Annotated in this window: 27 protein-coding genes and 1 pseudogene; 17 read left to right on the top strand and 11 right to left on the bottom strand. The window is 67.2% G+C overall.

The window, feature by feature from the left end:
• The 3 genes and pseudogenes from panE to AC1RL8_RS03385 all read right to left on the bottom strand — a co-directional run bounded on the left by panE (window position 1) and on the right by AC1RL8_RS03385 (window position 3,151).
• Window positions 1-931: pseudogene (panE, locus tag AC1RL8_RS03395) on the bottom strand (2-dehydropantoate 2-reductase).
• Between the two features lie 65 nt (window positions 932-996).
• Window positions 997-2,223 carry an N-methyl-L-tryptophan oxidase gene (gene solA, locus AC1RL8_RS03390; protein ID WP_492683896.1) on the bottom strand — a complete coding sequence of 409 codons (1,227 nt, stop codon included), beginning with the start codon at window positions 2,221-2,223 and terminating at the stop codon, window positions 997-999.
• A gap of 19 nt (window positions 2,224-2,242) precedes the next feature.
• Window positions 2,243-3,151, bottom strand: coding sequence for an aliphatic sulfonate ABC transporter substrate-binding protein (locus AC1RL8_RS03385; RefSeq protein WP_492683895.1), 909 nt, complete (start codon window positions 3,149-3,151; stop codon window positions 2,243-2,245).
• 301 nt (window positions 3,152-3,452) lie between these two features.
• On the opposite strand from AC1RL8_RS03385, the gene AC1RL8_RS03380 reads away from it, so the two are divergent.
• From AC1RL8_RS03380 to AC1RL8_RS03365, 4 genes are read left to right on the top strand one after another with little or no spacing between them, the layout of a single operon-like run.
• Window positions 3,453-4,295 (top strand): transporter substrate-binding domain-containing protein, encoded by an 843-nt coding sequence (locus AC1RL8_RS03380; protein ID WP_062470056.1) that lies wholly within the window; start codon window positions 3,453-3,455, stop codon window positions 4,293-4,295.
• Between the two features lie 31 nt (window positions 4,296-4,326).
• On the top strand, window positions 4,327-5,043 hold the full coding sequence (locus AC1RL8_RS03375) for an amino acid ABC transporter permease (protein ID WP_492683894.1): 717 nt from the start codon (window positions 4,327-4,329) through the stop codon (window positions 5,041-5,043).
• On the top strand, window positions 5,040-5,774 hold the full coding sequence (locus tag AC1RL8_RS03370; RefSeq protein ID WP_492683893.1) for an amino acid ABC transporter permease: 735 nt from the start codon (window positions 5,040-5,042) through the stop codon (window positions 5,772-5,774). Before AC1RL8_RS03375 ends, AC1RL8_RS03370 begins: the two co-directional genes overlap by 4 nt.
• Before the next feature lie 48 nt (window positions 5,775-5,822).
• Window positions 5,823-6,380 (top strand): NADPH-dependent FMN reductase, encoded by a 558-nt coding sequence (locus AC1RL8_RS03365; RefSeq protein WP_492683892.1) that lies wholly within the window; start codon window positions 5,823-5,825, stop codon window positions 6,378-6,380.
• Between the two features lie 123 nt (window positions 6,381-6,503).
• Here AC1RL8_RS03365 and AC1RL8_RS03360 read toward each other — a convergent pair whose 3' ends face one another.
• Genes AC1RL8_RS03360 through AC1RL8_RS03350 form a run of 3 tightly spaced genes read right to left on the bottom strand, consistent with a single transcriptional unit; the run spans window position 6,504 to window position 8,423 of the window.
• A complete protein-coding gene (locus AC1RL8_RS03360) occupies window positions 6,504-6,830 on the bottom strand; it encodes a DMT family transporter (RefSeq protein ID WP_492683891.1) in 327 nt (108 codons plus the stop codon).
• Window positions 6,827-7,426: a DUF3501 family protein gene (locus AC1RL8_RS03355; protein WP_492683890.1), complete on the bottom strand. Its 600-nt coding sequence runs from the start codon at window positions 7,424-7,426 to the stop codon at window positions 6,827-6,829. The genes AC1RL8_RS03360 and AC1RL8_RS03355 overlap by 4 nt, the downstream gene beginning before the upstream one ends.
• A gap of 1 nt (window position 7,427) precedes the next feature.
• Window positions 7,428-8,423, bottom strand: a complete 996-nt coding sequence (locus AC1RL8_RS03350) for an SLAC1 anion channel family protein (protein WP_492683889.1) — start codon at window positions 8,421-8,423, stop codon at window positions 7,428-7,430.
• 222 nt (window positions 8,424-8,645) lie between these two features.
• Between AC1RL8_RS03350 and AC1RL8_RS03345 the strand changes: the two genes are divergently transcribed.
• The gene (locus AC1RL8_RS03345) at window positions 8,646-9,599 is read left to right on the top strand and encodes a GlxA family transcriptional regulator (RefSeq protein ID WP_492683888.1); all 954 of its coding nucleotides are present in this window, start codon (window positions 8,646-8,648) and stop codon (window positions 9,597-9,599) included.
• A 164-nt stretch (window positions 9,600-9,763) separates the two neighbouring features.
• Here the strand turns inward: AC1RL8_RS03345 and AC1RL8_RS03340 are convergent, their stop codons facing one another.
• Window positions 9,764-10,411: an FMN-dependent NADH-azoreductase gene (locus AC1RL8_RS03340; protein WP_095745444.1), complete on the bottom strand. Its 648-nt coding sequence runs from the start codon at window positions 10,409-10,411 to the stop codon at window positions 9,764-9,766.
• A gap of 135 nt (window positions 10,412-10,546) precedes the next feature.
• Here AC1RL8_RS03340 and AC1RL8_RS03335 point away from each other — a divergent pair, with 135 nt between their 5' ends.
• The 11 genes from AC1RL8_RS03335 to AC1RL8_RS03285 all read left to right on the top strand — a co-directional run bounded on the left by AC1RL8_RS03335 (window position 10,547) and on the right by AC1RL8_RS03285 (window position 21,994).
• Window positions 10,547-11,461: a LysR family transcriptional regulator gene (locus tag AC1RL8_RS03335; protein ID WP_070060824.1), complete on the top strand. Its 915-nt coding sequence runs from the start codon at window positions 10,547-10,549 to the stop codon at window positions 11,459-11,461.
• A 148-nt stretch (window positions 11,462-11,609) separates the two neighbouring features.
• Entirely contained in the window at window positions 11,610-12,251 is a 642-nt protein-coding gene (locus tag AC1RL8_RS03330) for a peroxiredoxin (protein WP_062470070.1), read from the top strand.
• Between the two features lie 22 nt (window positions 12,252-12,273).
• Window positions 12,274-12,849 carry an RBBP9/YdeN family alpha/beta hydrolase gene (locus tag AC1RL8_RS03325; RefSeq protein ID WP_056580397.1) on the top strand — a complete coding sequence of 192 codons (576 nt, stop codon included), beginning with the start codon at window positions 12,274-12,276 and terminating at the stop codon, window positions 12,847-12,849.
• On the top strand, window positions 12,846-13,862 hold the full coding sequence (locus AC1RL8_RS03320) for a sulfate ABC transporter substrate-binding protein (protein WP_492683887.1): 1,017 nt from the start codon (window positions 12,846-12,848) through the stop codon (window positions 13,860-13,862). The genes AC1RL8_RS03325 and AC1RL8_RS03320 overlap by 4 nt, the downstream gene beginning before the upstream one ends.
• Window positions 13,863-14,750, top strand: coding sequence for a sulfate ABC transporter permease subunit CysT (gene cysT, locus AC1RL8_RS03315; protein ID WP_492683886.1), 888 nt, complete (start codon window positions 13,863-13,865; stop codon window positions 14,748-14,750). It abuts the gene before it with no gap.
• Between the two features lies 1 nt (window position 14,751).
• A complete protein-coding gene (cysW, locus tag AC1RL8_RS03310; RefSeq protein WP_153284104.1) occupies window positions 14,752-15,654 on the top strand; it encodes a sulfate ABC transporter permease subunit CysW in 903 nt (300 codons plus the stop codon).
• A gap of 20 nt (window positions 15,655-15,674) precedes the next feature.
• Window positions 15,675-16,772, top strand: a complete 1,098-nt coding sequence (locus AC1RL8_RS03305) for a sulfate/molybdate ABC transporter ATP-binding protein (RefSeq protein WP_062470081.1) — start codon at window positions 15,675-15,677, stop codon at window positions 16,770-16,772.
• Window positions 16,769-17,272 carry a disulfide bond formation protein B gene (locus tag AC1RL8_RS03300; protein ID WP_492683885.1) on the top strand — a complete coding sequence of 168 codons (504 nt, stop codon included), beginning with the start codon at window positions 16,769-16,771 and terminating at the stop codon, window positions 17,270-17,272. Before AC1RL8_RS03305 ends, AC1RL8_RS03300 begins: the two co-directional genes overlap by 4 nt.
• Before the next feature lie 201 nt (window positions 17,273-17,473).
• A complete protein-coding gene (gene macA / locus AC1RL8_RS03295) occupies window positions 17,474-18,634 on the top strand; it encodes a macrolide transporter subunit MacA (protein ID WP_492683884.1) in 1,161 nt (386 codons plus the stop codon).
• On the top strand, window positions 18,631-20,613 hold the full coding sequence (macB, locus tag AC1RL8_RS03290; RefSeq protein ID WP_492683883.1) for a macrolide ABC transporter ATP-binding protein/permease MacB: 1,983 nt from the start codon (window positions 18,631-18,633) through the stop codon (window positions 20,611-20,613). Before macA ends, macB begins: the two co-directional genes overlap by 4 nt.
• Window positions 20,606-21,994: an efflux transporter outer membrane subunit gene (locus AC1RL8_RS03285; RefSeq protein ID WP_492683882.1), complete on the top strand. Its 1,389-nt coding sequence runs from the start codon at window positions 20,606-20,608 to the stop codon at window positions 21,992-21,994. The genes macB and AC1RL8_RS03285 overlap by 8 nt, the downstream gene beginning before the upstream one ends.
• Before the next feature lie 239 nt (window positions 21,995-22,233).
• Here the strand turns inward: AC1RL8_RS03285 and AC1RL8_RS03280 are convergent, their stop codons facing one another.
• From AC1RL8_RS03280 to AC1RL8_RS03265, 4 genes are read right to left on the bottom strand one after another with little or no spacing between them, the layout of a single operon-like run.
• Window positions 22,234-23,013: a glycosyltransferase family 2 protein gene (locus tag AC1RL8_RS03280; RefSeq protein ID WP_492687418.1), complete on the bottom strand. Its 780-nt coding sequence runs from the start codon at window positions 23,011-23,013 to the stop codon at window positions 22,234-22,236.
• The gene (locus AC1RL8_RS03275) at window positions 22,977-23,774 is read right to left on the bottom strand and encodes a lysophospholipid acyltransferase family protein (RefSeq protein WP_369628991.1); all 798 of its coding nucleotides are present in this window, start codon (window positions 23,772-23,774) and stop codon (window positions 22,977-22,979) included. Before AC1RL8_RS03275 ends, AC1RL8_RS03280 begins: the two co-directional genes overlap by 37 nt.
• A 36-nt stretch (window positions 23,775-23,810) precedes the next feature.
• Window positions 23,811-24,860, bottom strand: coding sequence for a chorismate transformation FkbO/Hyg5 family protein (locus AC1RL8_RS03270; RefSeq protein ID WP_492687417.1), 1,050 nt, complete (start codon window positions 24,858-24,860; stop codon window positions 23,811-23,813).
• A gap of 2 nt (window positions 24,861-24,862) precedes the next feature.
• Window positions 24,863-25,654 (bottom strand): class I SAM-dependent methyltransferase, encoded by a 792-nt coding sequence (locus tag AC1RL8_RS03265; RefSeq protein ID WP_062470103.1) that lies wholly within the window; start codon window positions 25,652-25,654, stop codon window positions 24,863-24,865.
• A 118-nt stretch (window positions 25,655-25,772) separates the two neighbouring features.
• On the opposite strand from AC1RL8_RS03265, the gene AC1RL8_RS03260 reads away from it, so the two are divergent.
• Window positions 25,773-26,498, top strand: a complete 726-nt coding sequence (locus AC1RL8_RS03260) for a YebC/PmpR family DNA-binding transcriptional regulator (RefSeq protein ID WP_056580425.1) — start codon at window positions 25,773-25,775, stop codon at window positions 26,496-26,498.
• Window positions 26,499-26,500 lie beyond the last annotated feature (2 nt).

The following is a 26,500-nucleotide window of genomic DNA, read 5'->3' as shown; positions in this document are numbered from 1 at the left end:
TCAACCGGCTTCGCGGGCGCGCCGGAACTCGTAGGCCTTGAGGTGCACGTACGCCGTGCGCAGCACCGACGGTGTGGCCGAGGCGCTGCGCGGTGCGCGGGCCAGCAGGTCGCCCAGGATGTGGTCGGCCTCGACGCGCGCGCCGCGGGCCATGTCCTTGTACATGGATGCGGTCATGGGCGAGCCGGCGGTCGTGACCACCGCGCGGCCGCGCGTGACGGCGCCGGGCCGCGGGGCAAAGCCGTTGTGGGCGGCGATGGCGCAGCACTCGTCGAAGATCGCAAGCGCCGTCTTCGCCGCCGGCGGCCACGATGTCGCCGATGGAGGCGTGCATCAGGCTCGTGAGGCCCGCGGCCGAGGCGATGAAGACCCACTTCTCCCACATGTCCTGCGCGATGGTCTCGCTCGCGGTGGCGGTGAAGTTCGCGCCGGCGAACTGGGCCGCGATGGCGTCGATGCGCGGCGAGCGCCCGCCCGCGCGTTCACCGTAGCTCAGGCTGTGCATGTCGTTCAGGTGCTGCACGCGGCCCTCGTCGTCGAGCGTGGCGGAGATCATGCACAGGCCGCCGAGCACGCGCGCCTCGCCGAAGCGCGCGACCAGCCGGTCGATGTGGCCCAGGCCGTTGAGCAGCGGGAGGATGACGGTGTCGGGCCCGACGGCGGGCGCGAACGAGTCCATGGTGGCGTCGAGGTCGTAGGCCTTGCAGCCGACCACGACCACGTCGTACGGGCCATCGATCTGCGGGGCCAGCACGTGCTTCGGCGTGGGCAGGTCGAGGTCGCCGAAGGGGCTGCGCACCACGAGACCGGTCGTGGCCAGCTGGGCCGCGCGGCCGGGACGCAGTAGAAAGGTCACATCGCGGCCTGCCGCGAGCAGGCGTGCGCCGAAGTAACCACCGAGTGCTCCCGCACCCACCATCAGGAATCGCATCGCGCGCTGCCTCCGAAGAAACTGAAGATCGGGAGCGATGATGCCCCGGATCGCGCGCGGGCGCCTCAGGGGTGTTGCGAGGTCGCCAGCCGCTCGCGGCCAAAGGGCCGCAGGTCGAGGTTGTGCGCGCTCTCGCGGCCGAGCACGCGGTCGGCGATGGCGTCGCCCAGCCCGGCCGAGTGCTTGAAGCCGTGGCCCGAGCAGGCCGAGACGATCAGCACATTCGGCAGGCCGTCGAGCGCGTCGATCACGAAGCGGCGGTCGGGCGTGACGGTGTACATGCAGGCGCGGGCCTTGAGCGCGTGCCCCGCGATCTGCGGAAAGCGCCCGGCCACGCGGTGGCGGTACATGGCGGCGCTTTCCTCGGCGCTCACCTCGCGGTCGAGCGCGTCGGGCGTGGTGGCGTCGACGTACTGCTCGGTGGCGACCTTCAGCGCGGGCTGCGACGCGTCGGAGGCCGGAAAACCGTACATGTAGTCTTCCTGCGCGTCGCCGAACATCCAGATGAAGATGGGAAAACGCCCGGGCGCGAAGTCGGCCGCGGCGGCGGGGCCGGTGTCGAACCAGTGCATCACCTGGCGGTGCACCGAGAAGTGGGCCTGCCAGTCGGTGCGCGCCTGCCGGCCGAGGAATTCGGGCAGCCAGGCGCCGGCCGCGACCACCACCTGGTCGGCGGTGAAGCTCGCGGTTTCGGTGCGCACGCGCACGGTGTCGCCGTTGCCCACGGGCTCGACGCCCAGCACGCGCTCGCCGGTGCGGGTCTGTGCGCCGTCGGCGCGGGCCACGGCGAGCTGGGCGGCGATGGCGTCTTCGGGGCGCACGAAGCCGGCGTCGCGCTCGAGGTAGCCGATCTCGTCGCCCTGCAGGTGGAACTGCGGGTAGCGCGCGCGGATGCCGGCCGCATCGAGCACCTCGTGCGCGATGTCGAAGCGCTCGGCGCAGGCGATGGTGCGGCGCACGAAGTCGGACTTGCCGTGGTGCGCCGCCACGCGGTCGCGCGGCGCGAGGATGAGGCCGCCGGTGGTGGTCATCAGCGGCCGGCCGGTGCGCGCCTCGAGCTCGCGCCAGATGGTGTGCGAGCGGTGCACCAACGGCACGTACTCGTCGCCTTCGCCGACGGCCAGCCGCGTGATGCGCGAATCGCCGTGCGAGGAGCCGCGGTCGTGCGGCGGTGCGAACTGGTCGATGCCGAGCACGCGCGCGCCGCGCTGCGAGAGCTGGTAGAGGGTGGCCGCGCCGAGGGCGCCCAGGCCGATGACGATCGCGTCGTAATGAGTAGGAGAACGGGTCACGGGGCGAGAGGTTTCGTCGTCACACAAGGTTCAGGTCGAGAAACGCATCCTTGACCACGATGGGCTGGGGAATGAGCTTCAGCTGCGCGAACACGTCGGCCAGGCCCTGCTGTTCGCGGGCGATGGCGGGCGTGAGGGCCACGACGCCATAGTGCCGCCGTTCGGTCGCCAGCGCCAGCACCTTGGGCTCGACCTTGAGCTGCGGCGCGAGCGTGGCCACCACGTCGCCGGGGTGGGCCTGGGCCCAGTCGTTGGCCTTGCGCAGCTCGGCGAACACGGTACGCAGCGTGTCGGCGTTGGCGCGCGCGAAAGCGGGTTGCGCGAAGTGGTAGGTGCGGTTGCCGCTCAGGCCGGTGCCGTCGAACAGCAGGCGCGACTCGGTCGCCACCTGCGCGCCGGCCAGGAACGGGTCCCACAGGCCGATGGCCGCGACGCTGCCCGACTGGTAGGCGGCCACGGTGTCGGAGGCCGTGACGATGTAGACCGGCTCGATGTCTTCGTGGCGCAGGCCGGCCGCTTCGAGTGCGCGGATCAGCACGTACTGCGTGTTGTAGCCGCGGCCGGTGACGACCTTCTTGCCCTTGAGGTCGCGCACGCTGCGGATCGGCGAGTCGCGCGGCACCAGGAAGCCGACGCCGCCGGGGTAGGGGCTTTCGGCCGCGAGGTAGACCAGGCCCTTGCCGCTGGCCTGCTGGAACACGCCGATGCCGTCGGAGGCGTGGCCGAAGTCGATGGCGCCGGCCGCCAGCGCTTCCGACAGCTGGCTGCCGCCGAGGAACTCGCGCCACTCGACGCTCACGCCGGCCGGCGCCAGCGCCTTCTCGAGCTGGCCCGTGCCCTTGAGGATGTTGAGCGTGTTGAACTTCTGGTAGCCGATGCGCAGCGTGCGGGCGCGCGTCTGGGCGAACAGCGGAGCCGATGCGGCCACGGCGGCGGCACCGACACCGGCGCGAAGCAGAAGGCGCCGGGAGACGGCGGGTGAGGAAGAGCGTGGGAAGTGCATGGGAAGAGCGGGGCCGCGTCGCGCGGCCGAAGAAGAAAAAAGCAGTCAGTCGGAAGGCAGAGGCTGGCCACTCTAGGGGCCGACGCTGTCTCGCGCCACGAAGCTTTTGTCATTTGTTCATGCGCAACTCATCGCTGCATATGCAAGCGGAAATTGCTTCGTTGGCGCCGTACGCAGCGCTGCCTAGAGTCGCGCTCTCTTTTTCCACTTCCAGCGAAGCGCAGGCATGACCCGCAACACCCACTCTTTCACCGTTTCCAGCCTGGCCCTGGCAATCGGCGCTCTCACCACCCTGGGCAACATCGCCTGGGCCGACAAGCTCGACGACATCCGCAAGGCCGGTGTGCTGCGCGTGGCCGCGTTCGACGGCAACCCGCCCTTCGGCTACATCGACCCGGCCAGCAAGAAGCAGGTCGGCCACGACATCGACCTGGCGACCGAGTTCGCGAAGAGCCTGGGCGTGAAGATCGAGCTGGTGCCGACCAACCCGGCCAACCGCATTCCGCTGCTGACCTCGGGCAAGGCCGACGTGGTGTTCGCCAGCTTCACCATCACCGACGAGCGCGCCAAGGCGGTGGACTTCACCACGCCGTACTTCCTGGTCGGCCAGCAGTTCCTGGCGAAGAAGGGCGTGCTGAAGGAGGCCGCGCAGATCAAGGACATCCGCATCGGCACCGAGAAGGGCACGACCATGGAGTCGAACCTGCGCAAGAACTACCCCGACGCCAAGGTCGTGCTCTACGACGATTCGCCCTTTGCGCTGGCCGCGCTGCGCAACGGCAACGTGCAGGCCATCACCAACGATGGCGTGAAGCTCACGGCGCAGTGGAACGCGATTCCCGACAAGGAGAAGTACGAGATCCCGGCGATCACGGTGTCGAAGGAATACCTCGGCGCGGCCGTGGCCAAGGGCGAGACGCGCCTGCTCGAGACGCTCAACGCCTGGCTGGTCGACAGCGAGAAGAACGGCCGCGCCGTGGCGATCTACGACACCTGGTTCGGCCCGAACAGCAAGGCGCCGCTGCCGCGCCTGCTGAAGATCGGCGACCAGCGCGTGGCCGCCAACTGATGGGGCACGCAACGACCGGATCGATGCGGCCTTGAGCGATTTCCTGCGCGAGCACCTGCTCGCGCCCCATTACCTCGGCTGGCTGCTCGACGGCTGGCTCGTGACCGTGGGCGCCTCGCTGCTGGTGGCGGCGGGCGCCACGCTGCTGGGCGTTGTCGTGGCGGCGGGGCGCTCGTCGAGCCGGCCCGCGTGGCTGCGCGCGAGCGGCGCGTACGTTTCGCTGTTTCGCAACACGCCGCTGCTGGTGCAGCTCTTCTTCTGGTACTTCGGCGCGCCCAGCCTGCTGCCCGAGGCGCTGCGCGAAGGGCTGCTGGCGGGGCGCTTCATTTCCTTCGAACTTCTGTCGGCGCTGCTCGGGCTCACGCTGTATGCGGCCGCCTACGTGGGCGAGGACATCCGCTCGGGCATCCGAGGCGTGCCCGTGGGGCAGACGCTGGCGGCGCAGGCGCTGGGCTTCACGCGCGCGCAGGTGCTGGCGCAGGTGGTGCTGCCGCAGGCGCTGCGCATCGCGTTGCCGCCGCTGCTGGGGCAGTACATGAACATCGTCAAGAACACCTCGCTCGCGATGGCCGTGGGGCTGGTCGAGCTGTCGTACGCCTCGCGCCAGGTCGAGGCCGAGACCTTCAAGACCTTCCAGGCTTTCGGCGTGGCGACGCTGCTCTACATCGTGACCATCGGCGCGATCGAGTTGCTGGCGGCGCGGGCTGCGCGTCGGCAATCGGCGGTGCCGGGGAGGGCAGCTGCATGAGCGACGCGCTGCACATGCTGTGGGACAGCCTGCCGTACCTGCTGTGGGGCGCCTTTCCGCAGGGCGAGCTGGGCGGTGCGGCGCTCACGGTGCTGCTCAGCGCCGGCTCGGGCATCGCGTCGGCGCTGCTGGGGCTGGCGTGGGGCATCGGGCTGGCCATGGCGCGGGGGCCGCTGAAGCGCGTGCTGACGCTGGGGCTGGCGTTCCTGCGTGCGATCCCGGTGCTGATGCTGATCTTCTGGACCTACTTCCTGCTGCCGTTCGCGCTGGGCGTGAGCGTGCCGGGCGTGCTGTCGGTGATGTGCGCGCTGTCGCTGGTGGGCGGCGCCTACCTGGCGCACGCGGTGCATGCGGGCATCCGCGGCATCGGTGCGGGGCAGTGGGCGGCGGGGCTGTCGCTCGGGCTCACGCGCTGGGGCACGCTGCGCCACGTCGTGCTGCCGCAGGCGCTGCGGATGATGCTGCCGTCGTTCGTCAACCAGTGGGTCACGCTCGTGAAGGACAGTTCGCTGGCGTACGTGGTGGGCGTGGGCGAGCTGTCGTTCGTGGCCTCGCAGGTGAATGCGCGCACCATGGTCTATCCGGCGGAGATCTTCGTGCTGGTGGGCGCGATCTACTGGCTGCTGTGCACCGGGCTGGACCGGCTGGCCCACGGGGTCGTGCGCCGCGCGCAGGCGGGTGCGCCGGTTGTCATGAACTTTTCTGGAAAAGGTCTTGAGCGCTTCGCATAATCGTCCCGGTCATTCCGACAGCCTTTTCCATTTCAAGGAGTTCCACCCATGGCACAGACCCGGATCGCCGTCATCGTCGGCAGCCTGCGCAAGGATTCGTTCAACCACAAGCTGGCCCTGGCCCTGGCGCATCTCGCGCCGTCGGACTTCACGTTCGAGACCCTGCGCATCGACGACCTGCCGCTGTACAACCAGGACGACGACGGCAACCAGGCCGCGCAGGTGAAGCGCCTCAAGAGCGAAGTGGCCGCCGCGCAGGGCGTGCTGTTCGTCACGCCCGAATACAACCGCTCGATCCCCGGCGTGCTGAAGAACGCCATCGACCACGCCTCGCGCCCCTACGGCCAGAGCGTGTGGGCCGGCAAGCCGACCGGCGTGCTCGGCATCTCGGTGGGCGCCATCGGCACCGCACTGGCGCAGCAGCACCTGCGCAACATCCTGGCGTACCTCGACGCACCCACGATGGGCGGCCCCGAGGTCTTCCTGCAGGCCAAGGAAGGCCTGTTCGACGACAAGGGCCACATCGGCAACGAAGGCACGCAGAAATTCCTGCAGGGCTGGATGGACAAGTACGTGGCCTGGGTCAAGGCGCACGCTGCAGCCTGAACGCAGAGCAAGCGCCAATGAAAAAGCCGCCCCAAGGGCGGCTTTTTCGTTCCGGTGTCGGAGCTACCTGGCTGTTGCACAAGATTCCTCGCTCCCTCGGAGCGAGGGGTTTCTTCGGGACCGCTAGTGGAGCGATTTAAGCCCGACCACGCCCATGACAATCAGCCCAATGCAAAGTAGCCGGAGTGCCGAAGCCGACTCTCCCAAGAGAGCCATGCCCACAATCGCTGTTCCGACCGCACCGATGCCTGTCCACACGGCGTAGGCAGAACCGACTGGCAAATGCCTCAGCGAGAAGGTGAGCAGTGACAGGCTGCCGAGAAGCGAAGCGATCGTGCCTGCCAACACCCAAGGGCGGTCGAATCTTGTGGCCGATTTCAGCCCGACGGCAAATAGGATTTCGAGTCCCCCAGCAGCAAAGAGCGCTAACCATGCGGTCGCCGCATTCATGATTGGGTCCATTCGGCTGCGAGTCGCATGCGCAAGATCAAAGGCACAGAAGCAACACGATGCTTTGAGCGACCAACGTGAAAGGACACCTTGCTGCTGAACAGGCAGAAGTGAGCGGCTTGTTGGTCCGTCAAGTGAAATCCGACATACAAGACGAGCACAGATGCTGTGCCGTGCTCAAACGCGCGCTTACTGAGTTGGCCCCTTACTGCATGCCCACAGAAAACCAGATCCGTTTCCTGCTCGGCATCGGTTTGTTGGGCACGTCGAGAAGCTGAGGAAACTTCTTGTTGACCAGTCGTGGGATCGAATGTGATGCGCGCCATCAGTTCGTTGCGTGCAGGAGCCATCGCAACGTAGTTGCTGATTTCATTCCCAATCGCTTCTCCTCGGAGTCCTTGTGCATGCAAGGCTTCCTGGCCCTGCAGCCAAAGCGACTCCTTGGTTTCGAAACTGACGGCGTATGGCGGCCTTGTCGGCAAGCTGCGAGCGGCTCGGAGATCAAGAAGCCGTTGGCTGTGCGTACCGCGTGCCTGCTCAAACTGCCTGCGTGACAGGGGCTGCGACCCTCTTGGTGAGCGCTGAGTTTCGGTCACTTCAGTTCGCAAGGAGCTTGCCGTTGAAGACGATACGGAAGGTCCGCACAGTCAGTAGCGACAGAGCCGCGGTGAGCAGGATCAGCAAGCCCCACGCAAGCCACGTCAGGGGCTGTGATGACTGCACGGACGCATATTTGAGTGCAGCGTTGACGAGCGCGGCAAGGGGGAAGCTGATAGCCCACCAAGCGGGACCGAACGCAATGCCCGGCCGAAACACTTTGGGAGCCAGAACCAGGAACAGGAAGAGGCCGAAGTAAAAGAGCATTGCGGCGAAGGCGTCGACTTCGCCTGTGAGATTGGTGTAGGCGAGGAAGCCAACCTCAAACGGAGCCACGAGAATCATCAGAGAAGGCGTCATGGCCGGAGCGAGCGGCTCTCGCTGCACGAGTCTCACAACGATCATCGTGAACATCACCAAGGCGAGGGCCGTGCCAATGCCGGCAGCGACACGCAAAGTCTCGGCGGAGCCCGGTAGATCGGTGTAGGCGAAGGTCACGGCAATGTCCAGCGCGGCAACACCGGGAATCAACCAGGCAGGCACGGCGTGCGAGGGGTCACCCCCGCCGGATAGCAGCCGGGAAACGACCACGTAGCTCACCAGGAGTGTCGTGACGGTGCCAACGATCCACAACACCAGTCCCACCTGCCCGAAGTAGTGGCCCAGTACGGCTGACTGCAGCAACAGCGAGATGGTGATTGTTCCGAAGAAGTTGCCAGCGATGGGGTGGCGGAACTCGGCCAGGACAGCGTCGGGATGCTTCACCAGCTTGAAAAGATACGCGACCGTGATGGCCAGAAAAACGAGGCTGGAAAAGATGCTCAGGGCATCCGCGACTTGCGCGCCAAAGCCAAGAGACTGGGTGGCCAGGCGCCAACCCAGTGCAAGGCCTGAGAGGCCCATGACAGCTCCGAAAAGGTTGACAGGAAGATTCCGGATGGAACCCGTTACTGCAGGGCGGGACTGCTGTTCAGCAGAGAGGAGATTGGCGGTCATTTGTTGCTCCGTATGTTGGCGGAAAGTGCCATGTACGAAAGTTTCCGCCAACAGGCGAGGGCGCGGGCTGCAGTCCTCCGCTCTTTTCTGCCAATGTTCAAGCAGATACAGCCGACCTCGTTACAGCATGGTCAAACCCCGTGGCTTGAATTGCCAATCCCGTGAGATCCCGCCAAACTTCCGGCACGGCGCGCCCATGGCGCGCATGACGGAGCCACCCCGATGCGTATCGCCATCCTTGCTTTCCCACGTGTTCAGCTGCTTGATGTTGTCGGCCCGGCTGACATCTTTGCCGAGGCTTCGAGGCAGCTGGGAGATCCGCGCGCGTACCGCGTGCAGGTCATCGCCCCAGATGAAGGGGCACTCAAGAGCAGCAGCGGGCTGCGTCTGATGATCGATGCCACGATTGCCAGCCATCGAGGTGCGATCGACACGTTGCTGGTTGCGGGGAGTCCAGATGTGCACAGCGTGACGGGCAACGAAGCGCTCAAGACGTGGCTTCGGCAGCAATGTGGGAGGGTGCGACGCATCGGGTCGGTTTGCAGCGGCGCCTTTGTGTTGGCAGCAGCCGGTCTTCTGAGCGGAAAGAAGGTGGCCACGCACTGGAATGCAGCAGACCGACTTGCCGCGGACTATCCAACTACAGACGTTGACGCTGACGCAATATTCGTGAGAGATGGGAATCTCTACACATCGGCGGGCGTATCTGCTGGAATGGATCTCGCGCTCGCTCTGGTCAAGGAAGATCATGGGCGCGATCTCGCACTTCGCGTGGCTCGCGAGATGGTGATGTTTCTGAAGCGCCCCGGGGGCCAGTCCCAGTTCAGTGCGCACCTCGCGGCCCAGACCGCCGAGCGTTCCGCAATTCGTGAGATTCAAGACTTCGTCCTGGGCAACCTCCGGGCCGACCTCAGCGTGCCTGCGCTCGCCCTGCAAGCAAAGATGAGTGAGCGGAACTTTGCGCGGATTTTTCGACTTGAGGCTGGCATGACGCCTGCAGACTATGTCGAGAGCGTTCGAATCGACGCAGCGCGCAGGCGCATCGAGGAGTCAAACGTTTCGTTGAAGGGTTTGGCCGACGAAGTAGGCTATGCCAATGGGGACGGCCTTCGCCGCGCGTTTCACCGGCGGCTCGGGGTCGGACCTGCGGACTACCGCAAAAGATTCTCCAGCTGAAGCTCTTGGGTCTGCAGAAGGTAGCGCACCGTGAACGCTCGATTGGCCCAGACAGCTCTACGCTGCATGGGCTCAACCAAGCGGCAATGACATCCAGCTTCTTAAGCGACTGGTTCTGTTGGCTTTTGCATCAGCCAGACAAGTCCGTTCCGGCCGTGGAAGCTTCAGGCGGCTTGCGCGACGTTCTTCTGGTTCGCAGCTTCGGTCGTGGCCACGAGGATGTCGGCGCGGGCGGCGGCCAGTGCGGCGGCCTTGGGCGCGTCACCCATCGCGATGCCTTCGGCGCGCACGAAGCGCACGTCGGTGATGCCGAAGAAGCCGAAGATCACCTTCAGGTAGCTCTCCTGGTGCTCGGCCGCCTGGCCGCCTTCCGAGGTCGAGTAGATGCCGCCGCGGCTCGAAGCCACGATCACCGTCTTGCCGCCGGCCAGGCCGACGGGGCCCTTCTCGGTGTACTTGAAGGTGCGGCCGGCTTGCGCGAGGCGGTCGATCCAGGCCTTGAGCTGGGTCGGGATGGTGAAGTTGTACAGCGGCGCGCCGAGCACGACGACGTCGGCGGCCAGGAACTGGCTCACCAGCTTTTCCGACAGGGCGTTCTCGCGCAGTTGCGCTTCGGTCGGCTGGGCCTGCACGCCGGTCTTGATGCCGAGGGCGTCGACGCCGAAGTGCGAGGGCGCGTCCACGGCGAGGTCCAGGTACTCGACCTGGGTGTCGGGGTGGGCGGCGCGCCATGCGGCGACGGTTTCGGCGGTCAGCTGGCGCGAGGTGGAGCCGGCGGCGAGGATGCTGGAGTCGATGTGGAGCAGCTTCATGTCAGTCAATCACTTTCTGTGCAAGGTGTCGGCGCTGAGAAGTGGCCGGCGTTGGGAGAATTCTATTTTTGATGTGAGTGGCTGATAAGTAGCCAAAATTTGATCAGATCGTTCTGTTTGCAGGACAATGAAGCCATGCAAGACCTCAACGACATGGTGTTCTTCGCCGAGGTGGCCGAGCGGGGCGGCTTTGCCGCCGCCAGCCGGGCGCTGGGCATCCCCAAATCGCGGCTGTCGCGCCGCGTGGCCGAGCTCGAGGAACGGCTGGGCGTGCAGCTGATGCAGCGCAGCACGCGCCGCCTGTCGCTCACGCCGGCCGGCGAGATCTACCTGCGGCACGCCTCGGCCATGCGCGACGCGGCCCAGGCGGCGGCCGAGGCGGTGGCGCAGGTGCAGACCGAGCCGAGCGGGCTGGTGCGGCTGACCTGCCCGGTCACCATCTCGCACAGCGGGCTGGCGCAGCTGATGCCGGTGTTCATGGCGCGCCACCCGGCGGTGCGCGTCGACATGCGCGTCATCAACCGGCCGGTGGACCTGATCGAGGAGGGCATCGACATCGCGCTGCGCGTGCGCCCGACCATCGAGGACAGCACGGTGCTGGTGGCCAAGACCTTCGGCCACAGCCGCGGCGTGCTGGTCGCCAGCCCGGCGCTGTTGGCCAGCCAGGGCCCGGTCGACACGCCCGCCGACCTCGCGAAGCTGCCGACGGCGGCCATGTCGGTCAACGGGGAAGGGCGCTCGGAGTGGCGGCTCGAAGGCCCGGAAGGCCGCAGCCACGTGCATGTGCACACGCCGCGCTACGTGGCGGATGACTTGGCCACACTGCAGTTCGGCGCGCTGGGCGGCGTCGGCGTGACCCTGCTGCCCGACTACATGTGCAGCGCCGACATCGAGGCGGGCCGGCTGGTGCGGGTGCTGCCCGGCTGGGGGCCGTCGCCGGTGGTGGCGCACATGGTGTTTCCGGCGCGGCGGGCGCTGGTGCCGGCGGTGCGGCGGCTGATCGACTTTCTGTCCGAACACCTGCAAAGCGAGCAGATGCGGATGTTTTGAGGCAGGTTGCTATCTAAAAAATAGCGCCATAGTGGGTCTTCGCAGGTTCTATATGCGAAAAACGTCATATCCAAACAAACAGATATTCGTTTGCCATTGAAGCAGCGGTTCGCACAATCCAGGGCTTCACCCCCTCCTTGGAGCGACCATGGCAACCCTGCGACTCGGCGACACCGCCCCTAATTTCACCCAGGACTCCAGTGAAGGCCCGATCGACTTCTACCAGTGGGCCGGCGATTCGTGGATCGTGTTCTTCTCGCACCCGGCCGATTTCACGCCCGTGTGCACCACCGAACTCGGCAAGACGGCGGCGCTGTCGGGCGAGTTCGCCAAGCGCGGCGTGAAGCCCATCGCACTGAGCGTCGACCCGGCCACCAAGCACAAGGAGTGGATCGGCGACATCAACGAGACGCAGAACACCACCGTCAACTTCCCGATCATTGCGGACGCCGACCGCAAGGTGGCCGACCTGTACGACCTGATCCACCCGAACGCCTCGACCACGGCCACGGTGCGCAGCGTCTACATCATCGACCCCAAGAAGGTCATCCGCACCACCATCACCTACCCGGCGTCGACCGGCCGCAACTTCGACGAGATCCTGCGCGTGATCGACTCGCTGCAGCTCACCGACAGCCACAAGGTCGCCACGCCCGTGAACTGGAAGGACGGCGACGACGTCGTCATCGTGCCGAGCATCCAGGACCCGGCCGAGCTGGCCGAGCGCTTCCCCAAGGGCTTCAAGGCCGTCAAGCCTTACCTGCGCATCACGCCGCAGCCCAACAAGTAAGAAGCCGCAGGACCGCGCCGTCATGCAGACTCGTGTCGTCATCGTGCCCGGTTGGCGCGACTCCGGGCCCGGCCATTGGCAGAGCCTGTGGGAAGAACGCATTCCGGGCGCGGCGCGGGTGGCGCAGGACGACTGGGCTTCGCCCAAGCGCGATGCCTGGGTGCCTGCGCTGGCCAAGCTGGTGCTCGAAAGCGAAGGCCCCGTGGTCATCGCGGCGCACAGCCTGGGCTGCATCGCCACGGCGCACCTGCCGCCCGAGGCCGCCGCCCGCATCCAGGGCGCGCTGCTGGTGGCGCCGGCCGACCCCGAGCGCCGCGCGGTGCTGTCCGACTTCGCACCCGTGCCCTACGCGGCGCTGCCGTACCGCAGCATCGTGGTGGCGAGCAGCAACGATCCTTATTGCCCCATCCGCCTCGCCGGCGCCTACTCGCGCGCCTGGGGCAGCGAGTTCGTGCGCATGCAGAATGCGGGGCACATCAACATCGATTCGGGGCACGGAGACTGGCCGCTCGGCCTGGCCCTGCTGCAATCGTTGACCGACGAACCCGCCGCCTGGTCGGCGGGACGTGAATTTTCAGAAAACCTGGCAACCACATGACTTCCAGAATCAAGACCTTCGTCGCCGTGCTCGCGCTGGCGTCCTCCGCACTCGCCGGCAGCACCGCCTTCGCACAAGGCACGGGGCTGCTGAACGCCTCGTACGACGTGGCCCGCGAGTTCTACAAGGACTACAACGCGGCCTTCGTGGCGAACTACAAGAAGGCCACGGGCAAGGACGTCAAGATCGACCAGTCGCACGGCGGCTCCAGCGCCCAGGCGCGCGCCGTGGCCGACGGCCTCGATGCCGACGTGGTGACCATGAACACCTCGACCGACATCGACTTCCTGGCCAACGCCGGCGTGGTCGCCAAGGACTGGAACAAGAAGTTCCCCGAGAACGCATCGCCCACCACCTCGACCATGCTGCTGCTGGTGCGCAACGGCAACCCCAAGGGCATCAAGGACTGGGACGACCTGATCAAGCCGGGCGTGCAGGTCGTGATCGTCAACCCCAAGACCGGCGGCAACGGCCGCTACGCCTACCTGGCGGCCTGGGGCTACATCAAGAAGAAGGGCGGCACCGACGCCCAGGCCGCCGAGTTCGTCGGCAAGCTGTTCAAGAACGTGCCGGTGCTGGCACGCGGCGGCCGCGACGCGACCACCGCCTTCCTGCAACGCAACATCGGCGACGCGCTGATCACCTTCGAATCCGAAGTGGTCTCGATCGACCGTGAGTTCGGCACCGGCAAGGTCGACTCGGTGTACCCGTCGATTTCCATCGTGGCCGAGAACCCGGTCGCCATCGTCGAGCGCACCGTCAAGAAGAAGGGCACGGGCGAGCTGGCCAAGGCCTACCTCGACTGGCTGTACTCCGAAGAAGCGCAGGAAATCGCCGCCAAGCACGCGCTGCGCCCGCGTTCGCAGACCGTGCTCAAGAAGTACGCCTCGACCTTCAAGCCGCTGCAGCTGTTCACGGTGCAGGAACTGTTCGGCAGCCTGAGCGAAGCGCAGAAGGTGCACTTCAATGACGGCGGCCAGTTCGACAAGCTGTACACCCCTGGCGCGAAGTAAATGAGCGGCGCTGCTTCTTCGGCGCTCCCGGCAGCGGGAGCGCCTTTTTCACGTGCCAACCGGGCAGGGGGCGCCAAGCGCGTGCTGCCCGGTTTCCACATCACGCTCGGCTTCACGGTCTTCTATCTGTGCCTGATCGTGTTGATCCCGTTGTCGGCGCTGGTCTTCAAGACCTTCACGATGACCTGGGAGCACTTCTGGGTGTCGGTGACCGCGCCGCGCGTGATGGCCTCGTACCGCCTGACCTTCGGCGCCTCGCTGATCGCTGCCATGGTGAACGCGGTGTTCGGCCTGCTGGTGGCCTGGGTGCTGGTGCGCTACAAGTTCCCGGGCAAGCGCATCGTCGATGCGCTGGTCGACCTGCCGTTCGCGCTGCCCACGGCCGTGGCCGGCATCTCGCTCACGGCGCTGCTCGCGGGCAACGGCTGGATCGGGCAACTGCTCGAGCCGCACGGCATCAAGCTGGCGTTCACGCCGGCGGGCATCGTGATCGCGCTGATCTTCATCGGGCTGCCCTTCGTGGTGCGCACGGTGCAGCCGGTGCTCGAAGACGCCGAGAAGGAACTCGAAGAAGCCGCCACCTCGCTGGGCGCCACGCGCCTGCAGACCTTCACCAAGGTGATCTTCCCGTCGATCGCGCCCGCGCTGCTGGCGGGCTTTGCGATGGCCTTCGCACGCGCCATCGGCGAGTACGGCTCCGTGATCTTCATCGCCGGCAACATGCCGATGATTTCCGAGATCACGCCGCTCATCATCATCGGCAAGCTGGAGCAGTACGACTACACGGGCGCCACCGCGGTCGCGCTGGTGATGCTGGTGCTGTCGTTCATCCTGCTGCTGGTCATCAACGGCCTGCAGGCCTGGCAGCGCAAGCGCGCGGGGGCATGACATGAGCGCACCTTCGAAAATCATCCGCCGCGCGCAGGCCGGCACCACCGAGTCGGCCTGGGTCCGCTGGACGCTGATCGGCATCGCCCTGGCGTTCATGTTCCTGTTCCTCGTGCTGCCGCTGGCGGCCGTGGCGGTCGAGGCGCTGCGCAAGGGCCTCAATGCCTACCTCGAGGCGCTGAAGGAGCCCGATGCGTGGAGCGCCATCCGCCTCACGCTGATCACCGCCGCCATCGCGGTGCCGATGAACCTCGTCTTCGGCGTGGCCGCAGCCTGGGCCATTGCCAAGTTCGAGTTCCGCGGCAAGGCCTTTCTCACGACGCTGATCGACCTGCCGTTCGCGGTGTCGCCGGTGGTGGCGGGCCTGATCTACGTGCTGGTGTTCGGCGCGCAGGGCTGGTTCGGTCCGTGGCTGGCGGAGCACGACATCAAGATCATCTTCGCCGTGCCCGGCATCGTGCTGGCCACCGTGTTCGTGACCTTTCCCTTCATTGCGCGCGAACTCATTCCGCTGATGCAGGCGCAGGGCACCGACGAGGAGCAGGCCGCCATCGTGCTCGGTGCGACCGGTTGGCAGACCTTCTGGCGCGTGACCTTGCCCAACATCAAGTGGGGCCTGCTGTACGGCGTGATCCTGTGCAACGCGCGCGCCATGGGCGAGTTCGGCGCGGTGTCGGTGGTGTCGGGCCACATCCGCGGCCAGACCAACACCATGCCGCTGCACGTCGAGGTGCTCTACAACGAATACCAGTCGGTGGCCGCCTTCGCGGTGGCCTCGCTGCTGGCGATCCTGGCGCTGGTCACCCTGGTGATCAAGTCGGTCATCGAGTGGCGCCATGAGCGCGAAATGAAAGCCATCGCCGAGCTGCCGCCCGAGCGTCCCCCCGAGCCTTCGGCGGCCTGAGAAGACGAGAGAACAAGACCATGAGCATCGAAATCCGCAACATCAGCAAGCAGTTCGGCGACTTCCGCGCGCTGAACAACGTGAACCTCGACGTCGAGTCGGGCGAACTGGTCGCGCTGCTCGGCCCCTCGGGCTGCGGCAAGACCACGCTGCTGCGCATCATCGCGGGCCTGGAAACGGCCGACACCGGCAGCATCCACTTCTCGGGCGAAGACACGACCGACGTGCACGTGCGCGAACGCCAGGTCGGCTTCGTGTTCCAGCACTACGCGCTGTTCCGCCACATGACCGTGTTCGAGAACGTGGCCTTCGGCCTGCGCGTGAAGCCGCGCAAGGAGCGCCCGAGCGACGCGCAGATCAAGGCCAAGGTGACCGACCTGCTCAAGCTGGTGCAGCTGGACTGGCTGGCCGACCGCTACCCGTCGCAGCTGTCCGGCGGCCAGCGCCAGCGCATCGCGCTGGCCCGCGCGCTGGCGGTGGAGCCCAAGGTGCTGCTGCTGGACGAACCCTTCGGCGCGCTCGACGCCAAGGTGCGCAAGGAACTGCGCCGCTGGCTGCGCCGGCTGCACGACGAGCTGCACGTCACTTCGATCTTCGTCACGCATGACCAGGAAGAAGCACTCGAGGTGGCCGACCGCGTGGTGGTCATCAACAAGGGCCGCATCGAGCAGGTCGGTTCGCCGCAGGACGTGTGGGACAAGCCCGCGAGCCCGTTCGTCTACGGCTTCCTGGGCGACGTGAACCTGTTCCACGGCCGGGCCGACAACGGCGCCGTACAACTGGACGGCATGCGCATCGACTCGCCCGAGCACAGCAGCGCGCGCGACGCCAAGGCGCTGGCCTATGTGCGCCCGCATGACCTGGATGTGACACGCTACGTGTCGGGTGCCACCGGCATCGTCGCCACGCTGTCGCGCGCGATCGTGGTCGGACCGATCGCGCGGCTGGAACTTGAGCCCACCGAAACGAATCCAGATAATCCGGGCTCCGGAACCATCATCGAAGCGCAACTCCCTGCGCAACAGTTCCGCGACCTGGGCTTGAAGGAAGGCGACACCGTCGTCGCCAACCCCCGCAAGGCCAGGGTGTTCGTAGAAGAAGATTGGGTATCTCCTTGATCCATTGGTACTTCGGCGCGCCGCGCCGCGCGCTCGGGCTGATCTGCGTGGCCTGTGTCCTCATGCTGGCCTTCGGGCTGTATCTGCAGCACGTGGTCGGGCTCGAACCCTGCCCGATGTGCATCGTGCAACGCTATGCGCTGATGCTCGTGGCGCTGTTCACCGGCCTGGCGGCGCTGTTCAGCAGCCGCGGCCTGCAGGTGACGGGCGGGGTGCTGGCGCTGGCGGCGGCGGTGGGCGGTGCCTACACGGCGGCGCAGCAGAGCTGGCTGCAGTGGTATCCGCCCGAAGTCGTCTCGTGCGGGCGCGACCTGTACGGGATGATCGAGACCTTCCCGCTCAAGCGTGCGCTGCCGATGATCTTCCGCGGCGGCGGCGACTGCTCCAAGATCGACTGGTCGCTGTTCGGCCTGACGCTGGCGAACTGGTCGTTCATCGCGTTCACGGTGCTGGCGCTGTTGCTCCTCACCTTGCTCTTGCGCCGGCGCACCGCGCGCTGAGTTCTTTTTCAGTAGTCTTTTGCGGCGTGGCCCGCTGTCCTTCGAGGGCAGCGGGCCACGCCGTTTTCATGGGTCGCTGCGCAGGCCCGTGCAAAAAGCCCGTCAAAACGCATGCTTTAGCAGGCCTTCAGCAACCGGGGCTAGGATGAACCGCATCCCTTCCCGGGCCTCGCCGCCCGTTCCATTCCACTTCTTCACTGCATGCCCACCACTCCTTCGCGACGATCGCGCAAGTTCCTTGTCGGCCTGGCCTTGCTCGTCGTGCTGGCCATCGCGGCCTTCTTCTGGCTGAGCCCGCCGAAGAAAAGCGACTACCTCACCGCCACCGTGCAGCGCAGCGACCTGGAGAACGCGGTGCTCGCCACCGGCGTGCTGCAGGCGCTCAAGCAGGTCGAGGTGGGCGCGCAGGTGTCGGGGCAGCTCAAGTCGCTGAAGGTGGTGCTCGGCCAGACGGTGAAGAAGGGCGACTGGCTGGCCGAGATCGATCCCGTCATCTCGCAGAACACGCTCGCGCAGGAACAGGCCAAGCTCGAGAACCTGCAGGCCCAGAAGCTCGCCAAGGAAGTGCGTGTGAAGCAGGCCGAGCTCACCTGGGCGCGCCAGCGCGAGATGCTGGCGCAGGACGCCGCCGCGCGCCAGGACCTGGAAAGCGCGGACACCGAGCTGCGCGCGCTGCGCGCCGACGCCGTCTCGCTCGACGCGCAGATCCGCCAGCAGAAGCTGGCCCTGGCCTCGGCGCAGACCAACTTGTCGTACACCCGCATCGTCGCGCCCATCGACGGCGACGTGGTGTCGATCAGCACGCTCGAAGGCCAGACCGTGGTGGCCTCGTTCCAGGTGCCCACGCTGATGAAGCTGGCCGACCTGTCGACCATGACCGTGAAGGCGCAGGTGTCCGAGGCCGACGTGGTGCGCGTGAAGGCCGGCCAGCCGGTGTACTTCACCATCCTGGGCGACCCCGACACGCGCTACCACGGCACGCTGCGCGCGGTGCAGCCTTCGCCCGAGAAGATCAACAACGCCGTGTTCTTCAACGCGCTGTTCGACGTGCCCAATCCCGACCGCACGCTGCGCGTCGACATGACGGCGCAGGTCGCCATCCTGCTGGGCGAGGCCAAGCAGGCGCTGACCGTGCCGCTCACCGCGCTCGGCACGCGCGACAAGGACGGCCGCCACGAAGTGCGCGTGCTCCTGCCCGACCAGCGCGTGGAAAAGCGGCAGGTGCGCGTGGGCATCAGCAACAACTTCCAGGCGCAGGTGCTCGAAGGCCTGAAGGAGGGCGACAGCGTCATCACCGGCGATGCCTCGGCGCTGGAGAAGACCGACGGCAATGACAGCGGCAACCGGAGGCCGCGCCAGTGACGCAGCCGCTGCTGACCCTGCGCGGCATCGGCCGCAGCTTTCCCTCGGGCGAGCAGGAAGTCCAGGTGCTGAAGGACGTCGACCTGGACATCGGCCACGGCGAAATGCTGGCCATCGTCGGCGCCTCGGGCTCGGGCAAGTCGACGCTCATGAACATCCTCGGCTGCCTCGACCGGCCGAGCACCGGCACCTACACCGTGTCGGGCCAGGACGTCGGCACGCTCGACAGCGACGCGCTCGCCGCGCTGCGGCGCGAGCACTTCGGCTTCATCTTCCAGCGCTACCACCTCATGCAGCACCTGACGGCCACCGGCAACGTCGAGGTGCCCGCCGTGTATGCCGGCACCGAGGGCGCGGCGCGCGACGCGCGGGCGCGGCAACTGCTCGCGCGCCTGGGCCTGGAAGACCGCACCGAACACCGGCCGAGCCAGCTCTCGGGCGGCCAGCAGCAGCGCGTGAGCATCGCGCGCGCGCTCATGAACGGCGGGCAGGTCATCCTGGCCGACGAGCCCACCGGCGCGCTCGACAGCAAGAGCGGCCAGGAGGTCATCGGCATCCTGCGCGAGCTGCATGCGCAGGGGCACACCATCATCATCGTGACGCACGACATGCAGGTGGCGCGCTGCACCGAACGCATCATCGAGATCGCCGACGGCGTGATCGTGGGTGACCGGCCGAACGTGCCGACCGTGGCCGCGCCCGCGCAGACGGTGGGCGACGACACCCCCACGCCGCCCGCCATGACGCGCCCCACGCTGGGCATTGCGCGCTTCAGCACCGGCTGGGCGCGTTTCTCCGAAGCCTTCCGCATGGCCTGGCGCTCGATGATGGCGCACCGAATGCGCACGGCACTGACCATGCTGGGCATCATCATCGGCATCACCTCGGTGGTGTCGATCGTGGCCATCGGGGAGGGCGCCAAGCGCTTCGTGCTGGCCGACATCAAGGCCATCGGCACCAACACGCTCGACATCTACCCGGGCCACGACTTCGGCGACGACAAGGCCGCGAGCATCCGCACGCTGCTGCCGGCCGACCTGCAGGCCATCGCCGCGCAGCCCTACGTGCACAGCGTCACGCCCACCACCATGCGCAGCCTGCGCCTGCGCTACCGCAGCGCCGACGTCAACGGCAACGTGAACGGCGTCAGCGACAACTTCTTCAGCGTGCGCGACATCCAGATGGCCAGCGGCACGGCCTTCGACGCCAACGACCTGCGGCACCAGTCGCAGGTGGTGGTGATCGACCAGAACACGCGGCGCAAGCTCTTTCCCGACGGCACCGACCCCGTCGGCAAGATCATCCTGGTGGGCAGCCTGCCATGCACCGTGATCGGCGTGGCGCAGGAAAAGAAGAGCATGTTCGGCGAGAACAAGTCGCTCAACATCTGGCTGCCCTACAGCACCGGCGCGAGCCGCCTGTTCGGCCAGCAGCACTTCGACAGCATCACCGTGCGCATCCGCGACGACCAGCCCACCAAGGCGGCCGAAGAGAGCATCGTGCGGCTGCTCACGCTGCGCCACGGCGGCAAGGACTTCTTCACCTTCAACATGGACAGCATCGTGAAGACGGCCGAGCGCACGAGCCAGTCGCTCACGCTGCTGCTGTCGCTGATCGCGGTGATCTCGCTCGTGGTGGGCGGCATCGGCGTGATGAACATCATGCTGGTGTCGGTGACCGAGCGCACCCGCGAGATCGGCATCCGCATGGCCGTGGGCGCGCGCCAGAGCGACGTGCTGCAGCAGTTCCTGACCGAGGCCGTGCTCGTGTGCCTGGTCGGCGGTTTCATCGGCGTGCTGCTGTCGTACGGCATCAGCTTTGTGTTCTCGCTGTTCGTGAAGCAATGGCAAATGATCTTTTCGCTGGGGGCAGTTGTGTCGGCTTTTTTGTGCGCGTCGCTCATCGGCGTGCTGTTCGGGTACCTGCCGGCGCGCAATGCTGCTCGGCTCGACCCCATCGAGGCGCTGGCGCGTGAGTAGCGCGCGACCGACCCTGGCGGGCCTCGCCATCGCGCTGGCGCTCGGCGGCTGCACGTTGTTCGCGCCGGAGCGGCGCGAACACCGACCGCTCGGCGTGCCGCAGGCCTGGCAGCAGCAACAGCCCCTGCCGCAGAACGCAGCGGCCGTGCCGCAGGCCCGCTGGTGGACCGCCTTCCACGACGCGCGGCTCGACACCCTCATCGACAGCGCCCTGCGCACCAACAACAACCTGGCCGCTGCCGGCATCCGCGTGCAGCGGGCGCAGCTGCAGGCCGGCCTAGCGAACACCAACCTCACGCCGGGCGTGACGGGGCAACTGGGCACCCAACGCAGCTTCGACCTGAAGCGCGGCGGCGTGGCCGCATCGAGCGCGAACTCTTCACTGAGCCTGAGCTACGAAGTCGACCTGTGGGGCCGCCTGTCGGCGCAGCGCAGCGTCGCCGACTGGGAGCTGCAGGCCACCCAGTCCGACCGCGAGGCCACGGCGCTGGCGCTGGTGGGCACCACGGCCGGGCTGTATTGGCAGACCGGCTACCTGAACCACCGCATCGCGCTGAGCGAAGCCGGCATGGCCGATGCACGGCGTATCCAGGCGCTGGTGCGCGCCAAGTACGCGGCAGGTGCCGTGTCCGGCCTCGATGTCGCGCAGGCCGGCCAGAACCTTGCGAGCCAGGAGGCGGCCCACACGCAGTTGCTGCAGCAGCGCGTCGAGGCGCGCAACGCGCTGGCGATCATGTTCGACATGCCGCCCGACGCCCCGAGGGAAGAGCCCTCGCAGCTGCCGGACACCGCTTTGCCCGTGATCGATGCCGGCCTGCCTGCCAGCCTGCTGGGCCGCCGGCCCGACCTGCGTGCTGCGGAGCAGCGCCTGCGGTCCTCGCTGGCGAACGTCGATGCCACGCGCACCAGCTTCTATCCGGTGCTGAGCCTCACGGGTTCGCTGGGCGCGGGGAGCAATGCCCTGGGCGAGGTGCTGAAGAACCCGGTCGCGACCCTCGGTGCCGGCCTGGTGCTGCCTTTCCTGCAATGGAACACCGCGCGGCTGACCGTCGCCGTGTCCCAGACGCGTTATGAAGAAGCGGTCGTCGGTTTCCGCCAGTCGCTGTACACCGCGCTGTCCGAGGTCGAGAACACGCTGTCGTCGCGCACCCAGCTGCAGGACGAAAGCGTGAAGCTGGCCCTGGCGTTGCAGCAAGCGCAACGCGCGGAGGCCTTGTCGGAAGTGCGCTACCGCGCCGGCGCCACCGCGTTGCAGCCCGTGCTCGATGCCAAGGACAAGCGCCGCCTCGCGGAGGTGTCGGTAGCGCAGAACCGGTTGAACCAGCTCAACGCCACGATGACGCTCTACAAGGCACTGGGCGGGGGCACGATCGTCGAGTAGCGGAAGAAGGGCAGGGTGCTTTCACGCCACGGCAGGTGCCCGGCAGGCGGTGCGGTGTGGGCGGCCCCTCTGTGCCGCCGAGGAGCGCAGCGTTTCGCGGATCAGGGCTCGCAGCTGTTTGAGCGAAGCGAGTTCTGCGAGACCCCGCGAAACGCGAGCACCGCAGGGCAGCCGCGAAGCGGCCGGCACAGTGGGGCCGACCGCGCCGAACCGCCTGCCGGGCGCCCCTCAAAAGAAGGCTAGGCCTGAAACGGCGGCGCCCCCCGCAGCTTGCGAAAAAGCAACCCCGGCAACCGCAAGACAAACTCGACCATCAACCGCGTGTGCATCCAGGTCAGCAGCACATTGTCCCGCCCATAGCGAAAGTGCGACACCCCGCCTTCCTCCGCCGTCAGGTACTTCACAGGCGCATCGATGTTCACCGGCTTGACCCCGCGCCAGGCCAGCCGCACGACCGCTTCGGTGTCGAAGTCGAAGCGCCGCATCCACGGTTGCCGCGCCATCACGGCGATCAGGTCGACCACCGGGTACACGCGAAAGCCGTAGAGCGAATCGCTCACGCCCGCGAACAGCGTCTCGAGCTGCGTCCAGCCGTTCGACACCCGCCGCCCGCGCACCCGCAAAAGCGGCGCGCTGGCGTCGAACACGGGTCGACCCAGCACCATCGTCTCGGGCCGCGCCAGCGAGGCGTTCATGAAAGAGGGGATCAGGTCCGCCGGATGCTGCCCGTCGGAATCCATCGTGAGCGCGTGCGTGAAGCCCGCTTCTTTCGCGACCCGCAAGCCGTGCAGCACCGCCGAGCCCTTGCCCTGGTTCTGCGGCAGCACCCACACGCGCAATCCCGGATCATTGGCTGCCATCTGCTGCAGCCGTTCACCCGTGCCGTCGTCGCTGCCGTCGATCACCACCCACACCGGGTTCCATTGGGCCCGCGCGGCGGCGACCGTCGAGAACAGGCGCTCGCCCGTGTTGTAGCTGGGAATCAGGACAAGGTGGGTGCGCGAGGCGTCTGCTGGCATTCGGGGGACGCGTCGGTGGCGCGCTGCTCCATGTGTTGACGGAAATAGTGCTCCAGCTCGACCTGCAACGCATCGCTGTCCTGCGTTGGTGCAAAGCGCTTGCCCAGCCGCAGCGTGAAGACGATGGGCAGCGGCGGCACGCGCCACAGCGGCCAGCCCTTGCCGAGGTAGGGCGAGTCGGTGTCGATGAACACGGTCTGGATCGGCGCCTGCGCCAGCTTGGCGATCAGCGTGGTGCCGGGGCGGAAGGGGTTCAGCGGCGGCGTCACCGTGCGCGTGCCTTCGGGAAAGATCACGAGCTGGCCGCCCTGGCGCAGGTCGTTGACCGCCAGGCGCACCATCGTGCGGGCCGACTTGTTGCTGATGTAGCGCGCCAGCCGGGCCCCGGCGCCGAGGAAGATGTTGCCCATCAGCTCGGCCTTCATGATGCAGGCGCTGCGCGGCAGCCGCGCCACCAGCAGCAGCGCATCGAGCATGGTCGGGTGGTTGGCCACGAAGATCACGCCGGGCTCGTTGCGCATCGGGTCCAGGCACGAGGCGTCGATGCGCATCATGCCGGTGACCGAAGCGAGCCACCAGAACATCCGGTAGGCAAAGGCGATGGTCATGCGGCCCAGCGCGCGCGCCGGTACGGCCGGCATCACCGGGTACAGCAGCATGGCGACGAAGTTCCAGACCAGCGAGATCAGGCCGAGGAACAGCAGCAGCGCATAGAGCATCAGCGCGAGCGGGATCGACGTGAGAAGACGCAGCACGTTCATGGGTGGTGTCGGTCGAGCAGGCGGACGGCGGGCCGCTCAGGCGGCCTGCAGCCGGCCGGCGGCGACCGTGTGGGCCTCGATCTCGACCAGCAGATCGCTGCGGCAGATGTCGGCTTCCAGGTACACCGCATGGCGGGCCATCGGCGCGGAGGCGCCGAGCGCGGCTTCGATCACCTCGCGCACGGCCTCGGTGTCCGGCGGATGCCGCACGTACACCACGCAATCGAGCGCATCGAGCGAGAAGCGCGCCGTGGTCTGCGCATGGGCGGAGGCGATCACGGCCTCGAGGTTGCGCAGCGTTTCGCGGGCCTGCTCACGCACGTCGCCGTGGTGCACCGTTTCGTGGCCGACGATGCTCGCCGTGCCCGAGATGAACAGCGCCACCTGGCCGTCGCCGATGTCCGCCAGCGCGGCGCGCGAGAAGGTCGGCGAGCGCGGGCCGTAGGTTTCGGGATAGCGGTAGGCCGACACCTGCCGCGGGTTCTCGACCGGCAGCGGCGCGGCACGTCCCGCGAGAAAGCGGATCGACAGCGCGCCCTGGCGGATGCCCAGTGCGCAGGCGGCCGGTGCGCCTTCGAAGGCGGCGCGGCCGGCTTCGAAGAAGGCCTCTTGCCGACCGAGGTTGAACTGGCGATACCGCTCCAGCCCGCCGCCGTCGGCATTGATGCGCGGCAGGTAGTTCCAGATGCGCTGCAGGTGCGGCGTGCCGGCCTGCTCGAGTGTGCGGAACAGGTCGCGGTAGGCGCGCTGCGCGAGTTCGGTCAGGCCCTGGCCTTCGACGGCTTCATCGAGGTCGATGGCGCCGAGCAGCCAGTGCCCGTCGGTGCGCCAGCGCGCGATGCCGGTGGTGCCCGACCGGACCTGGGTGCCGTCACCCACGTGCCCCACGTGCCACACATCGGCCATCGCGCCTTGCGGTGACAGCACGCGCGCGTTGACCGTGGGCATCCAGGCGACACCGTGCGGCGTGCCGTAGCCGAGCGCGGCGAAGGGCGCATGGCTGTGCGTGGCCAGCGCAAGGCTGTCCGGCAGCGAGAGGCGCTCCACGCGCAGGGGGGAATGAAGGCGGTCGTCCTGGGGGCGCACGTTCAGCGAACCTCGTCGGCGGTGGATTCGGGTTTGCGACCGGTGTAGGCAGAGAAGACCCCGAGGCTCGCATGCCGGCGCACGTCGCTGAAGCCGGCGGCGCCCAGTGCCTGCATGACGCGCTCGGGCGGGATGCAGGCCTCGATCGTGTCCCAGTAATAGCGCCACAGCTCCGAGGTGTCGCTGCGGCGGCCGACCACGCGGGCGATCAGCGGCACCACGGCGCGCATGTAGCCCTTGAGCAGCGCGGTGGCGATGCGGCCTTCTGGCTTGGTGATCTCGAGCACCACCACGCGCCCGCCCGGTCGCAGCACGCGATGGAACTCGGAAAAGGCGGCGGCCACGTCGCTGATGTGGCGCATGGCGTAGCCCATGCTCACGAAATCGCAGCTGGCGTCGGGGCGGGGCAGGGCCTCGGCGACGCCTTGAATGAGTTCGACGCCGGGCAGCCGGACTTGACCCATCATGCCCACGCTGGGGTCGACGCCGGTGAGCTTGCCGGTGGAGCCGATGAGCTTCAGGGCTTCGCGGGCGACGAGCCCGGTGCCGATGCCCACGTCGAGCACCTGGGCGCCCGCCGTGAGGCCGGCCTGCTTCAGTGCATCGCGCCGGTACGAGGGGCCGGTGCCGAAGGCCAGCACGGCTTCGATGCGGTCGTAGTCCGCGGCCGTGCTGTCGAAGATGCGCCGCAGGAACGCCTGGTGCTCCGCTTCGGTGTTGTAGTACAGCGGCAGCGGGGCGTGCGGCGGCAGGGCGTCGGGATTTCCCGTACCGGCAATGGGCGATGGCGTCATCGAACAATTATCACCAAAAGGTCCGGGCCGAAATCCCGGGCGCCGGGGGAGCGTTGTGTGCGCCGGACAGTAAACTCCGTACTTGCTTTGAAAACACACGACAGCGAGAGAGAAAGCCATGGCCGGACATAGCAAGTGGGCAAATATTCAGCACCGCAAGGGCCGCCAGGACGAGAAACGGGGCAAGCTCTGGACCCGCGCCATCCGTGAAATCACGGTGGCGGCACGCGCCGGCGGCGCCGACCTCAGCGCCAACCCCCGGCTGCGACTGGCGGTCGAAAAGGCCAAGGCGGTCAACCTGCCCATCGACACCGTCAAGCGCAACATCGACAAGGCCACGGGCAACCTCGAAGGCGTCAATTACGAAGAAATTCGTTACGAAGGGTACGGCATCGGCGGCGCGGCGATCATCGTCGACACCATGACCGACAACCGCGTGCGTACCGTGGCCGAAGTGCGCCACGCCTTCTCCAAGCACGGCGGCAACATGGGCACCGAAGGCTCGGTGGCCTTCCAGTTCAAGCACTGCGGCCAGATCATCTTTGCGCCCGGCACCAGCGAGGACAAGGTCATGGAAGTGGCCCTGGAAGCCGGCGCCGAGGACGTGATCACCGACGACGACGGCGCCATCGAGGTGCTCACCGCCATCGGCGACTTCGAGGCCGTGAAGAATGCGCTCGAAGCCGCGGGCCTGAAGCCCGACGCCGCCGAAATCACGATGCGCGCCGAGAACACCGTGGACGTGACCGGCGAAGACGCCGCCAGAATGCAGAAGCTTCTCGACGTGCTCGAGGACCTGGATGATGTGCAGGACGTGTATCACAACGCCGCACTGTCCGACTGAAC

The organism is Variovorax sp. GW822-FHT04E09 (genome assembly GCF_058800845.1).
Note: the sequence above shows the minus strand (reverse complement) of the source record. Positions and strands in the feature narration are given on the sequence as shown.

What these genes read in the sequence shown, in the direction of transcription:
- AC1RL8_RS03265 (WP_062470103.1), bottom strand. Translation starts at nt 25,654, where the DNA reads ATGACGCCATCGCCCATTGCCGGTACGGGAAATCCCGACGCCCTGCCG.
- AC1RL8_RS03335 (WP_070060824.1), top strand. Translation starts at nt 10,547, where the DNA reads ATGCAAGACCTCAACGACATGGTGTTCTTCGCCGAGGTGGCCGAGCGG.
- AC1RL8_RS03360 (WP_492683891.1), bottom strand. Translation starts at nt 6,830, where the DNA reads ATGAATGCGGCGACCGCATGGTTAGCGCTCTTTGCTGCTGGGGGACTC.
- AC1RL8_RS03340 (WP_095745444.1), bottom strand. Translation starts at nt 10,411, where the DNA reads ATGAAGCTGCTCCACATCGACTCCAGCATCCTCGCCGCCGGCTCCACC.
- AC1RL8_RS03330 (WP_062470070.1), top strand. Translation starts at nt 11,610, where the DNA reads ATGGCAACCCTGCGACTCGGCGACACCGCCCCTAATTTCACCCAGGAC.
- AC1RL8_RS03325 (WP_056580397.1), top strand. Translation starts at nt 12,274, where the DNA reads ATGCAGACTCGTGTCGTCATCGTGCCCGGTTGGCGCGACTCCGGGCCC.
- AC1RL8_RS03345 (WP_492683888.1), top strand. Translation starts at nt 8,646, where the DNA reads ATGCGTATCGCCATCCTTGCTTTCCCACGTGTTCAGCTGCTTGATGTT.
- AC1RL8_RS03380 (WP_062470056.1), top strand. Translation starts at nt 3,453, where the DNA reads ATGACCCGCAACACCCACTCTTTCACCGTTTCCAGCCTGGCCCTGGCA.
- AC1RL8_RS03280 (WP_492687418.1), bottom strand. Translation starts at nt 23,013, where the DNA reads ATGCCAGCAGACGCCTCGCGCACCCACCTTGTCCTGATTCCCAGCTAC.
- AC1RL8_RS03370 (WP_492683893.1), top strand. Translation starts at nt 5,040, where the DNA reads ATGAGCGACGCGCTGCACATGCTGTGGGACAGCCTGCCGTACCTGCTG.
- cysW (WP_153284104.1), top strand. Translation starts at nt 14,752, where the DNA reads ATGAGCGCACCTTCGAAAATCATCCGCCGCGCGCAGGCCGGCACCACC.
- AC1RL8_RS03350 (WP_492683889.1), bottom strand. Translation starts at nt 8,423, where the DNA reads ATGACCGCCAATCTCCTCTCTGCTGAACAGCAGTCCCGCCCTGCAGTA.
- macA (WP_492683884.1), top strand. Translation starts at nt 17,474, where the DNA reads ATGCCCACCACTCCTTCGCGACGATCGCGCAAGTTCCTTGTCGGCCTG.
- AC1RL8_RS03305 (WP_062470081.1), top strand. Translation starts at nt 15,675, where the DNA reads ATGAGCATCGAAATCCGCAACATCAGCAAGCAGTTCGGCGACTTCCGC.
- AC1RL8_RS03365 (WP_492683892.1), top strand. Translation starts at nt 5,823, where the DNA reads ATGGCACAGACCCGGATCGCCGTCATCGTCGGCAGCCTGCGCAAGGAT.
- AC1RL8_RS03275 (WP_369628991.1), bottom strand. Translation starts at nt 23,774, where the DNA reads ATGAACGTGCTGCGTCTTCTCACGTCGATCCCGCTCGCGCTGATGCTC.
- AC1RL8_RS03320 (WP_492683887.1), top strand. Translation starts at nt 12,846, where the DNA reads ATGACTTCCAGAATCAAGACCTTCGTCGCCGTGCTCGCGCTGGCGTCC.
- AC1RL8_RS03260 (WP_056580425.1), top strand. Translation starts at nt 25,773, where the DNA reads ATGGCCGGACATAGCAAGTGGGCAAATATTCAGCACCGCAAGGGCCGC.
- cysT (WP_492683886.1), top strand. Translation starts at nt 13,863, where the DNA reads ATGAGCGGCGCTGCTTCTTCGGCGCTCCCGGCAGCGGGAGCGCCTTTT.